We start from the raw sequence: 11617 nt of genomic DNA on the forward strand, positions 1-11617 counted from the left end.
GGGCTGGGGGCGATACTTTAATCCATAGCGGGGGTCGGCGACTAACGGGGAAAACCTGATTTGGCGAATTAGTCGAAAAAAATCCGTGTTTTATTCAGCACCACGCGACCCCCGGTAGGAGCCGGCTTGCCGGCGAAGAGGCCGGCAGGGTTTGCGGCGGAGCCGAAGACGCCTTCGCTGGCAAGCCAGCTCCTACCGGGAAGGGCGCTGTCGCTCAGGACAGCTGGCTGATGTAGGTGCCGGTGCCCTTGAGGATGTTCTGCAGGGTTTCCTCTACTTCGGCCAGGTCCGAGGCAGCGGTGCTGTGGCGGATCTCCAGGTGGTCGGCGCCGTTCAGGGCGTCGGCGTCGGCCGCGGCGATTTCGATCAGCAGGGTGGTGGGGCTCAGGGTCACCTTGACGCCATCGAGGGTCGAGGGCTCGCCGTCGAGGGTGATCTCCAGTTCGTCTTCGTCCGGGTAGCGGCTCATCAGGAACATCTCGCCCTGGGTGCTGTGGCAGCAGAGCATGGCCATGTTGTCTTCTTCGTCGTCGCAGGGGTTGGCGATCAGGTGGGCGGTGGTCATGTGCATGGGGGCATTCCTGAGAGAGTGGCCGGGCGGGCAGAAAGGAAACAATTCTGCCAGCCCGATGGAATTTCTGCTGGCTTGTCTGTCAGAGAACAGGTCGTGAACACAATCGCTGCGGCAGTCACTTTTGGTACGCAAGTACCGTGAATCCGGGGAAAAAAACCGGTTTTTCCACCGCGGCTGCTAGTGTTGCTCAAAGCGTGAGCGTTCTGCTGCGTGCCGTTGACCGAATATGTCGCAGCATCGCAAGCAGCTGTCACATCGCACTCGTTAAGCTGCGCAGCGGACAATTTGTTCTTAGTGCAATAGGTTGCGTCTGATTTGTGATGGTCACCTGTAAAGGCATTGCGCTCGGTTTCCCGGCTAGCGTCAGTCGTTTTTGCAGATGCCCATCCCCGGAAGGTGAATGTGACCTGTGCGTCTCGTCCAGCTTCACCCACCTGTCATCCTGCTACCTCTGCCCGAGACCAGGAGCAGGATGCAGCACCGCCCCGCGAGGGGTTTGCACGCGACGCTTCCATCAATAACAAGCCCAAGCGGAGTACCACAGATGGCGTTCTTCACCGCAGCCAGCAAAGCCGACTTCCAGCACCAACTGCAAGCGGCACTGGCGCAGCACATCAGTGAACAGGCACTGCCACAAGTGGCGCTGTTCGCTGAACAATTCTTCGGCATCATTTCCCTGGACGAACTCACCCAGCGTCGCATGTCCGACCTGGCGGGCTGCACCCTTTCTGCCTGGCGCCTGCTTGAGCGCTTCGACCACGGGCAACCGCAGGTCCGCGTCTACAACCCCGATTACGAACGCCATGGCTGGCAGTCGACCCACACTGCTGTGGAAGTCCTGCACCACGACCTGCCGTTTTTGGTGGACTCGGTACGCACCGAGCTCAACCGTCGCGGCTACAGCATCCACACCCTGCAGACCACCGTGCTCAGCGTACGTCGTGGCAGCAAGGGCGAGCTGCTGGAAATCCTGCCCAAGGGCACCCAGGGCGAAGGCATCCAGCAAGAGTCGCTGATGTACCTGGAGATCGACCGTTGCGCCAACGCCGCCGAACTCAGCGTGCTGGGCAAGGAACTGGAACAGGTACTGGGCGAAGTGCGGGTCGCCGTGGCCGACTTCGAGCCGATGAAGGCCAAGGTCCAGGAACTGATCCAGAGCATCGACAACAGCCAGTTCCCGATCGCCGCCGAAGAAAAGACCGAGATCAAGAGCTTCCTCGAATGGCTGGTGGGCAACCACTTCACCTTCCTCGGTTATGAAGAATTCGTGGTCGGCGCCGACCAGGACGGCGGGCATATCGAATATGACCCGAACTCCTTCCTCGGCCTGGCCAAGCTACTGCGCGCCGGCCTGACCAGCGATGACCTGCGCATCGAAGACTACGCCGTCAACTACCTGCGCGAACCGACGCCGCTGTCCTTCGCCAAGGCCGCGCACCCGAGCCGCGTGCACCGTCCGGCCTACCCGGATTTCGTCTCGATCCGCCAGATCGATGCCGACGGCAAGGTCATCAAGGAATGCCGCTTCATGGGCCTGTACACCTCTTCGGTGTACGGCGAGAGCGTGCGGGTGATCCCTTACATCCGCCGCAAGGTCGAAGCCATCGAGCAGCGCTCGGGCTTCCAGGCCAAGGCGCACCTGGGCAAGGAACTGGCCCAGGTCCTGGAAGTGCTGCCACGGGACGATCTGTTCCAGACCCCGGTGGACGAGCTGTTCAGCACCGTGATGTCCATCGTGCAGATCCAGGAACGCAACAAGATCCGCGTGTTCCTGCGCAAAGACCCCTACGGTCGTTTCTGCTACTGCCTGGCCTACGTGCCGCGCGACATCTATTCCACCGAAGTGCGGCAGAAGATCCAGCAAGTGCTGATGGATCGCCTGCAAGCCACCGACTGCGAGTTCTGGACCTTCTTCTCCGAGTCGGTACTGGCCCGCGTGCAGTTGATCCTGCGGGTGGACCCCAAGCAGCGCATCGACATCGATCCGCTGCTGCTGGAAAAAGAAGTGGTGCAGGCCTGCCGCAGCTGGCAGGACGACTACGCCAGCCTGGTGGTGGAAAGCTTCGGCGAAGCCCACGGCACCAACGTGCTGGCGGACTTCCCCAAAGGCTTCCCGGCCGGCTACCGCGAGCGTTTCGCTGCCCATTCGGCGGTGGTGGACATGCAGCACCTGCTGAGCCTCACCGAAGCCAACCCGCTGGTAATGAGCTTCTACCAGCCCCTGGGCCAGGTCTCCGGCCAGCGCGAGCTGCACTGCAAGCTGTACCACGCCGACACCCCGCTGGCGCTGTCCGACGTGCTGCCGATCCTGGAAAACCTCGGCCTGCGCGTGCTGGGCGAATTCCCGTACCGCCTGCGTCACAACAATGGCCGTGAGTTCTGGATCCACGACTTCGCCTTCACCGCCGCCGAAGGCCTGGACCTGGACATCCAGCAGCTCAACGACACGCTGCAGGACGCCTTCGTCCATATCGTGCGCGGCGATGCCGAGAACGATGCCTTCAACCGCCTGGTGCTGACCGCCGGCCTGCCATGGCGCGACGTGGCGCTGCTGCGTGCCTACGCCCGCTACCTGAAGCAGATCCGCCTGGGCTTCGACCTGGGCTACATCGCCAGCACCCTGAACAACCACACCGACATCGCCCGCGAGTTGACCCGGTTGTTCAAGACCCGCTTCTACCTGGCGCGCAAGCTCACCAGCGACGACCTGGAAGACAAGCAGCAGCGTCTGGAGCAGGCGATCCTCACCGCCCTGGACGACGTCCAGGTGCTCAACGAAGACCGCATCCTGCGGCGCTACCTGGACCTGATCAAGGCCACCCTGCGCACCAACTTCTACCAGACCGACGCCAACGGCCAGAACAAGTCGTACTTCAGCTTCAAGTTCAACCCGCACGCGATCCCTGAGCTACCGAAACCGGTGCCCAAGTTCGAGATCTTCGTCTACTCGCCACGGGTGGAAGGCGTGCACCTGCGCTTCGGCAACGTTGCCCGCGGCGGCCTGCGCTGGTCCGACCGTGAAGAAGACTTCCGTACCGAAGTCCTGGGCCTGGTAAAAGCCCAGCAAGTGAAGAACTCGGTGATCGTGCCCGTGGGCGCCAAGGGCGGCTTCCTGCCCCGTCGCCTGCCACTGGGCGGCAGCCGGGACGAGATCGCGGCCGAGGGCATCGCCTGCTACCGCATCTTCATCTCCGGCCTGTTGGACATCACCGACAACCTGAAAGACGGCGCCCTGGTGCCACCGGCCAACGTCGTGCGTCACGACAACGATGACCCGTACCTGGTGGTCGCGGCGGACAAGGGCACTGCGACCTTCTCCGACATCGCCAACGGCATTGCCATCGACTACGGCTTCTGGCTGGGTGATGCATTCGCCTCCGGCGGTTCGGCCGGTTACGACCACAAGAAGATGGGCATCACCGCCAAGGGCGCGTGGGTTGGCGTGCAGCGCCACTTCCGCGAGCGCGGCATCAATGTCCAGGAAGACAGCATCACCGTGGTCGGCGTCGGCGACATGGCCGGCGACGTGTTCGGCAACGGCTTGCTGATGTCCGACAAGCTGCAACTGGTGGCGGCGTTCAACCACCTGCACATCTTCATCGACCCGAACCCGGATCCGGCCACCAGCTTCGTCGAGCGCCAGCGCATGTTCGCGCTGCCGCGTTCGGCCTGGAGCGACTACGACACCAGCATCATGTCCGAAGGCGGCGGTATCTTCTCGCGTAGCGCCAAGAGCATCGCCATCTCGCCGCAGATGAAAGAGCGCTTCGACATCCAGGCCGACAAGCTGACCCCCACCGAGCTGCTCAACGCCTTGCTCAAGGCGCCGGTGGACCTGCTGTGGAACGGCGGTATCGGCACCTACGTCAAGGCCAGCACCGAGAGCCACGCCGACGTCGGCGACAAGGCCAACGACGCTCTGCGCGTCAACGGCAACGAGCTGCGCTGCAAGGTGGTGGGCGAGGGCGGCAACCTGGGCATGACCCAGCTGGGTCGTGTGGAGTTCGGCCTCAATGGCGGCGGTTCCAACACCGACTTCATCGACAACGCCGGTGGCGTGGACTGCTCCGACCACGAAGTGAACATCAAGATCCTGCTCAACGAAGTGGTGCAGGCCGGTGACATGACCGACAAGCAGCGCAACCAGCTGCTGGCGAGCATGACCGACGAAGTCGGCGGCCTGGTGCTGGGCAACAACTACAAGCAGACCCAGGCCCTGTCCCTGGCTGCGCGCCGTGCCTACGAGCGTGCCGCCGAGTACAAGCGCCTGATGAGCGACCTGGAAGGCCGTGGCAAGCTGGACCGCGCCATCGAGTACCTGCCGACCGAGGAGCAGCTCACCGAGCGCGCCGCCACCGGCAAGGGCCTGACCCGTCCGGAACTGTCGGTGCTGATTTCCTACAGCAAGATCGACCTCAAGGAAGCCCTGCTCAAGTCCCTGGTACCGGATGACGACTACCTGACCCGTGACATGGAGACCGCGTTCCCGCCAAGCCTGGTGGCCAAGTTCTCCGAGGCCATGCGTCGCCATCGTCTCAAGCGCGAGATCGTCAGCACCCAGATCGCCAACGACCTGGTCAACCACATGGGCATCACCTTCGTGCAGCGCCTGAAGGAGTCCACCGGCATGAGCCCGGCGAACGTCGCCGGTGCCTATGTGATCGTGCGGGACATCTTCCACCTTCCGCACTGGTTCCGTCAGATCGAAGCCCTGGACCACCAGGTTTCGGCTGAAGTGCAACTGGCGTTGATGGACGAGCTGATGCGCCTGGGCCGTCGTGCCACCCGCTGGTTCCTGCGCAGTCGGCGCAACGAGCAGGATGCGGCGCGCGACGTTGCGCACTTCGGTCCGCACCTGGCGGCCCTGGGCCTGAAGCTCGACGAGCTGCTCGAAGGCCCGACCCGCGAGGGCTGGCAAGCCCGTTACACCGCCTATGTCGAAGCCGGTGTGCCGGAGTTGCTGGCGCGCATGGTTGCAGGCACTACCCACCTGTACACCCTGCTGCCGATCATCGAGGCCGCCGATGTGACCGGCCACGATGCGGCGGAAGTGGCCAAGGCCTACTTCGCCGTGGGCAGTGCCCTCGACCTGCCGTGGTACCTGCAGCAGATCAGCGATCTGCCGGTGGCCAACAACTGGCAGGCGGCGGCGCGCGAAGCCTTCCGCGATGACGTGGACTGGCAGCAGCGGGCGATCACCATCAAGGTCCTGCAGATGGCCGATGCGCCGGATGACATGGAGGCCCGCGTGGCCCTGTGGCTGGAGCAGAACGCGAGCATGGCCGATCGCTGGCGCGCCATGATGGTGGAAATCCGTGCCGCCAGCGGCACCGACTACGCCATGTATGCGGTGGCCAACCGCGAGTTGCTGGACCTGGCCATGAGCGGTCAGTCGGTGCTGTAACGGCCTGACCCCGCCCAGAACCAAAAAAGCCCCGTATCTTGCGATACGGGGCTTTTTTATTGCCTGTCGGTTTGTGCCGGCTGGCGGGTGGCTCGGCTCAGTGGGCCGCCGAGGCGTCCTGCTCGACCACCATGTCCAGCACATAGACGCTGGACGGGGCATCGGCGGGTGCATTCTTCCACTCGTACTGCTTGACCCGCAGCACATTGCGCACGCCGTCCTGGTGCTCGTAGCCCTCGATGGACTGGTACAGCGGGTGCCAGGTGTCCTGGGTCGGCAGCTGCAGGCCGGCGTCGTCGTAGCGGCGCTCACGCACTTGCAGGCACTGGAAGTCGGGGATCAGCGGGTGGCTGCACTTGACGGTCTTGGCCGCCACTTCCAGGAAGCGGGTCTGGCCCTGGCTGCCGTAGCGGGTTTCCGGGGTGGGCTGGCCTTCGAACGTGAGCAGGGTGCCGTCCTGGGTGGCCAGTTGCAGGGTCGGGGTCGACTGGTCGCCGCCGAAGGTGGTGCGCAGGTCGCCCTTGAGCAGGTTGGCGATTTGTGCGTCCAGGGCCATCAGTTTCGGCTCGCAGGCCATCAGGGTGGCGGCCAGTGGCTGTACCTTGAGCACGCCATTTTCATGCTGGAAGCCGCCGAACTGGCGGTTGCAGCCGCCGCTGATGCTCAGGTTCTGCCCGGCGAAGGTCAGGCGCAGCTGGCGCTCGATGCCCTTGTCCAGGGCGGCGACGGGCTTGCCCGCCGCATCGCGGGCCGCAACCAGCTGCCAGTAGTAGGCGGACAGCGCAGGCTGGGCGCTGACGGAGGCAGTGCTGGCGGGCATGGAAGAAGATCCTTCAGGGGTGGTGGAAGCCGGGGTGCAGGCCTGGAGCAGGGCGGCACAGACGGATACGAGGAGGATGTTTTGCTTCATGGTTCGCTCTTTCAGCCTTGATGGAGTATGGCCTGCCGCATGGGGGGCAGGCCCAGGCCGGTAACCTGTGGCGGTGAGGTCGTCGGGCCAGTGCTGCGTGGGCCGCAAGCCGCCGCAGGGCGACCTCCGCCGTTACCGATTGCGATGTGACAGCACTGTGCCAGTTCGGTTTCATCGCCGGGGGTGCCCGGGAGTGTTACCAAATCTTGCACGCTGCCGGTGAGCGCCGTTGCCTGCTTCCGGCCGGGCGCTGCGGGCCAGGTGTGGACGCCCGCCTTACCAGAACCAGTAAGGCAGGAATTTGGGAGTGGGTTCTTTGGCCAGTTCCAGATGATAGGTGATGGCGTTGAAGAAGAACCCATCCAGCAAGAGAAAGGCCGCCACGCCGAATGCCAGGACGATGACCTCGTAATGCCGGTGCCCGGTGTACTGCCGGCCGATCCAGTAGCGTACGCCGCTGAGCAGGGCAAAGCTTGAAAACACCCCGGCGAAGTCGGGCTGCAGGGGCCGGGCGGCAAAGCTGTTGTAGCCCAGCACCAGCAGCGCCAGGAACGCGCCGATGGTCGGCAGGTTCAGGCACAGGCGCAGCAGGCGTCTGCGGGTGGCGCTGAACAGGCCGTTGGGGTCGATGAAGATGTAGGCCGCCAGCAGGGAAATGGCCGGGGTGATGGACAGCACGTAACGCGCCTTCTTCGAGTTGGGGATGGTGAAGAACACAATCAGCACCACGAACCAGGCGCCCAGGTGCAGCAGCAGGCGCGGCGCCGACAGCGACGGGGCGCCGAGCCACTGGCGGCCGCTCCTGGCCATCACGCAGAGGGCGTAGAACGCCGTGAAGCTGTAGGTGATCAGCCCGGCGCTGAAGTAGAAGTAGTAGCGCGGCGAGTGATCGCTGGCGATCCGGCCCAGGCCCTGCATCTCCAGCACTTGCTGCATGAAGGCATCGCCGCCCTGCACGTGGGCGGCCCAGGCCAGTAGCGTGACCCCGGCGGCGAACAGCAGGCCGCTCACCAGCGAGAACCCGACCAGGGTTCGCCACTGCCGGCTCAGCAGGTAATAGCTGCCGACCACCAGTGCCGGGCCGATCATGCCGATCGGCCCGCGCAGGGCAAAGCCCAGGATCAGGCCGAGGAACACCAGCGCCAGGCGTCCGCGCTGCTGCTTGAGGTCGGCGGAGTAGGCCAGGTAGAAGCAGCCTGCGGTGATCAGGGCGGGGTAGATGTCCAGGGCCAGGGAGTTGACGCTATCCACGAAGGCCCAGGTGAACAGCGCAAAGAGCACGCCGCACAGGCCCCATTTGCGCTCATGCAGGGCCCCCAGCTTGTAGATGAACACCAGCATCAGCGACGCAGCGATGCAGAAGGGCAGGCCCATCGACAGCACGGACAGCTGGCCGAAGGGCAGCGACGCCAGATAGACCAGCACCGTGTTGGCGATGGTGTAGTCGGGGTAGGGCTGCAGATCGTCGGCAATGGGGAACAGCGTCATGCCGTGCTGCAGCATGTAGTCGGCAAAGTCGACGAAGCGCGTGGTGTAGTTGAGGACTGCCGGTTTGTACTGCAGCGCCATGAACAGCGCGAGGGCAATCAGGAAAATGCTTTGGCAGGGGCGCTGCAGGATCAGCTTTTTATAGTCTTCCATGCGTCCAACACGCAAAAAAACACCAATGATAGGGTGGCCGGCAGGCGAACGCCATCCACGCGCCGTGTTCGGGGCCGTTGCCGGCACCGGGGTTCAAGGCTCGGCAATCTAGCGCGCCCGGGGTTAACGCCCGGTATACGGGCAGGGGCTGATCAAGGGGGCGCGGCGCAGTGCGCGATTGGCCACGGGGCGACCGTCGCCCGCTGCCTTCGCCGCTGTCCAGGCGGGCCCTGGGACGGGCCCGGTGGCGGGTAGCGGCCCGGCAATCGGCCGCCCACGGCGCCGTTCAGGGCCGTTGCGGCTTGACCGAGGTGCCGAAGGTGTTGCCCATGCGCACGCCGGTGGCCGCCGGCGTCGAGAGCCCGACCTGATTCGGTGGGCGCTTGTTCACCGGGTCCTCCAGGGCCTGCTGGTTGGCCTGGGCCGCCTTCACTGCGTCCGGGTTGTTGCCCATCTGTTTGCTCAGGCAGTTGTAGTCGGGGGCCTTGTAGCCGCCGACGCTGACTTCCACGCAGCCCTCGCTGGCTTCTTCGGCATGCAGCGTCCAGGGCAGGGCGCTGAGCAGCCACAGGGCTGCGCTGTATCGGCTTAATCGTTTCATCCTGGCCTCCTGGCTGGCCCGGGGAATCGGGCTTCGATGCCGGCCGAGTGTAGTGCAAAGCCCGGCCTGAAAAAGTGATGGTTTTTTTGCCGTGGCCGTAACACCAGATTCATAAACTGGCCTCAGGATGACGCTTTTCAGGGATTGGACCGCAGTGCAGCGACGCAGAGCGCAGGTCGGGCGATGGACTTCATTGCACGGGGGCTTGGCGACCTGTGTGGTGGCGCTCGGGCTGCTGCTGTGGATGCCGGCGGGCTGGGCCCAGGGCCCTCCCGGCGGGCCGCCGCGGGTGGATTCACAGGCCCTGCTGGCACTGGAGATACCGGCGCAGAACCTGGCGGATGCCCTGGAGCTGTTCAGCCGCGCCACCGGGATGGCGGTGCTGGTGGACCGGGAGCTGACCCGGGGCCGGCGCTCGGTGGGGATCAACGGTCACTACAGCGCCCGGGAAGGCCTGAGCCGGTTGTTGGCCGGCAGTGGCCTGATGGCCCGCTACGCCCGCAGCGATGCTTTCACCCTGCAGGTGCCGCAGGCCACACAGCCGGCCGTGCAGCCCGGCGCGGCGGGCAGTCGTGCGGCGCGGCTCAACAGCAGCTACGCCAGCGCCCTGCAACGGGCGGTGGAACGCAGCCTGTGCGGCTCGGCGCTGACTCGGCCGGGGAGCTTTCGCGCCTTGCTGCAACTGTGGATCGGCGGCGACGGAGCGGTGCAACACAGCCGCCTGGTGAGTTCCACCGGCGACCTGCAACGGGATGAGGCGCTGGTGCAGCGCCTGGCCCAGACCCGGGTCGAGCGCCAGGCACCGAGCTCGTTGCGCCAGCCGCTGACCTTACTCTTGATACCGGACACGACAGGGAAACGCATGGACTGCAAGGAATGGGAAGGAGCTTCCGGGGTATGAAAAATACCGGACACAGTGCGATGGTCAGGCTGTTCCTGACGTCCTACGAGGATTTTCGGGTGCGCTTGCGCAGGCGCCTGGGGTCCGAGGACCTGGCCAACGACGTCCTGCACGAAACCTACCTGCGGGTCGACCGCATGGAAGAGCCGCCGAACCTGGCGCAACCCAATGCCTACCTGTACCGCATGGCGCTGAACATTGCCGCCGACCGGCGCCAGTCCGATGCCCGCCTGCTCACCGGCGATGAGGTCGAGGAGCTGTTGCAGATCGCCGACGAAGCCCAGGACCCCTCGCGGGTGGTGGGTGGCCAGAAGGAAATCCAGACCCTGCTCAAGGCCCTCTACGAACTCCCGGCGCGGCGCCGCAAGATCTTCATTGCCGCGCGCCTGGAAGAGGCGCCGCACCTGGAAATTTCCCAGCGCTTCGGCATTTCCACACGGATGGTGGAGAAGGAACTCAAGGCAGCCCTCGGCCATTGCGCCCTGCGCCTGGAAAGAAAAGTCATTCAGCGGTTCGGTCCCGGGGCCGGAAAACCGTCCTAGACAAAGAGCCCTGATCAATCCGTGAGTACCTGCGCGCTTGAACATTTTTAGCATCTCCACACCCCAGGCCTCGGCGGACCAGCAGTTGCTGAGCGAAGCCCGGGACTGGCTGGTCCTTCTGACGTCGGGGCGGGCCACCGCCGCCGATGCCCGGGCGCTGCGCCAATGGTGCGGGCAAAGCCCGCAGCACGCGGCCGCCTTCGAGCAGACCAAGGCCCTGTGGCATTGCCTGCAACCGGCAGCGGCGCTGCTGGAGCAGCAAGCGCGGCCGCGGCACTTTGGCCGCCGGGCCTTTCTTGGCGGCGCCCTGGCGGCCTCGGCGGCGCTGTTCATGGTGCGGCTCACGGTGCCGGGCGGCTTTGCCGGATTGACCGCCGACTTTGCCACCGAAGTCGGCGAACAGCGCCGGGTGGATCTGGCCGAGGGCGTGAGCCTGGAGCTCAACACCCAGACCCGCATCAGCCGGCGTGACCTGGGCGCGGGCGAGCAGGGCATCGAACTGCTGGAAGGCGAAGTGGAAGTCTTCAGCCAGCGCCTGCAGCCGCTCAAGGTCCAGGCCGGCGAGGGCTGGCTCAGCGCGCGCCAGGCGCGCTTCAACCTGCGCAACACCGACCACCAGGTGTGCGTCACCTGCATCGAAGGCAGCCTGCAAGTGGACGTGGCCGGGCGCAGCATTGGCCTGGATAGCGGCCGCCAGCTGACCTACGACCCGCGCAGCATCGGCGAGCCCCAGGTGGTGGACATCCACAGCGTGATTGCCTGGCGCGAGCAGGTCCTGGTGTTCGACAACGCCAGCCTCAACACGGTGATCAGCGAGATCAATCGCTACCGCCCGGGAATGCTGGTGCTGCTCAATGCCGAACTGGGCAAGCGCAAGGTCCAGGCGCGTTTCAACCTCAACCAGCTGGCTGGCGTGGCCTTGCTGATCCGCGACGCCTACGGTGCCAAGTGCACCGAATTGCCCGGCGGCGTGGTGCTCCTGAGCTGATCCGCGAAACACCAACAGCCCCCTGTAGGAGCTGGCTTGCCAGCGAAGGGGCCGGC

At 64.9% G+C, this 11617-nt stretch carries 8 protein-coding genes; 4 read left to right on the plus strand and 4 right to left on the minus strand.

Annotation, left to right across the window (positions count from 1 at the left end; genetic code table 11):
* Positions 1-214: 214 nt before the first annotated feature.
* Positions 215-571 carry a hypothetical protein gene (locus AC07R1_RS03515; RefSeq protein ID WP_019094865.1) on the minus strand — a complete coding sequence of 119 codons (357 nt, stop codon included), beginning with the start codon at positions 569-571 and terminating at the stop codon, positions 215-217.
* Between the two features lie 547 nt (positions 572-1118).
* Here AC07R1_RS03515 and AC07R1_RS03520 point away from each other — a divergent pair.
* Complete coding sequence (locus tag AC07R1_RS03520) at positions 1119-5978, plus strand: NAD-glutamate dehydrogenase (protein WP_495110131.1); 4860 nt, start codon at positions 1119-1121, stop codon at positions 5976-5978.
* Between the two features lie 97 nt (positions 5979-6075).
* Here the strand turns inward: AC07R1_RS03520 and AC07R1_RS03525 are convergent, their stop codons facing one another.
* From AC07R1_RS03525 to AC07R1_RS03535, 3 genes are all read right to left on the minus strand, one after another.
* Positions 6076-6798 (minus strand): META and DUF4377 domain-containing protein, encoded by a 723-nt coding sequence (locus AC07R1_RS03525; protein ID WP_015635425.1) that lies wholly within the window; start codon positions 6796-6798, stop codon positions 6076-6078.
* Between the two features lie 366 nt (positions 6799-7164).
* Positions 7165-8529: an ArnT family glycosyltransferase gene (locus AC07R1_RS03530; RefSeq protein WP_495110132.1), complete on the minus strand. Its 1365-nt coding sequence runs from the start codon at positions 8527-8529 to the stop codon at positions 7165-7167.
* 286 nt (positions 8530-8815) lie between these two features.
* Entirely contained in the window at positions 8816-9130 is a 315-nt protein-coding gene (locus AC07R1_RS03535; protein WP_011061037.1) for a hypothetical protein, read from the minus strand.
* Between the two features lie 244 nt (positions 9131-9374).
* On the opposite strand from AC07R1_RS03535, the gene AC07R1_RS03540 reads away from it, so the two are divergent.
* The 3 genes from AC07R1_RS03540 to AC07R1_RS03550 are packed head-to-tail and all read left to right on the plus strand — an operon-like array spanning position 9375 to position 11561.
* Positions 9375-10031 carry an STN domain-containing protein gene (locus tag AC07R1_RS03540; RefSeq protein WP_050783811.1) on the plus strand — a complete coding sequence of 219 codons (657 nt, stop codon included), beginning with the start codon at positions 9375-9377 and terminating at the stop codon, positions 10029-10031.
* Positions 10028-10573 (plus strand): RNA polymerase sigma factor, encoded by a 546-nt coding sequence (locus AC07R1_RS03545; RefSeq protein WP_011061039.1) that lies wholly within the window; start codon positions 10028-10030, stop codon positions 10571-10573. Before AC07R1_RS03540 ends, AC07R1_RS03545 begins: the two co-directional genes overlap by 4 nt.
* 37 nt (positions 10574-10610) lie before the next feature.
* Positions 10611-11561, plus strand: coding sequence for a FecR family protein (locus tag AC07R1_RS03550; protein ID WP_015635428.1), 951 nt, complete (start codon positions 10611-10613; stop codon positions 11559-11561).
* Positions 11562-11617: the final 56 nt, after the last annotated feature.

The organism is Pseudomonas sp. GW821-FHT07F01, assembly GCF_059418825.1.

Excerpts from the sequence above, each read along its gene's own strand:
- AC07R1_RS03520 (WP_495110131.1), top strand. The coding sequence starts at position 1,119 with ATGGCGTTCTTCACCGCAGCCAGCAAAGCCGACTTCCAGCACCAACTG.
- AC07R1_RS03535 (WP_011061037.1), bottom strand. The coding sequence starts at position 9,130 with ATGAAACGATTAAGCCGATACAGCGCAGCCCTGTGGCTGCTCAGCGCC.
- AC07R1_RS03515 (WP_019094865.1), bottom strand. The coding sequence starts at position 571 with ATGCACATGACCACCGCCCACCTGATCGCCAACCCCTGCGACGACGAA.
- AC07R1_RS03525 (WP_015635425.1), bottom strand. The coding sequence starts at position 6,798 with ATGCCCGCCAGCACTGCCTCCGTCAGCGCCCAGCCTGCGCTGTCCGCC.
- AC07R1_RS03530 (WP_495110132.1), bottom strand. The coding sequence starts at position 8,529 with ATGGAAGACTATAAAAAGCTGATCCTGCAGCGCCCCTGCCAAAGCATT.
- AC07R1_RS03540 (WP_050783811.1), top strand. The coding sequence starts at position 9,375 with ATGCCGGCGGGCTGGGCCCAGGGCCCTCCCGGCGGGCCGCCGCGGGTG.
- AC07R1_RS03545 (WP_011061039.1), top strand. The coding sequence starts at position 10,028 with ATGAAAAATACCGGACACAGTGCGATGGTCAGGCTGTTCCTGACGTCC.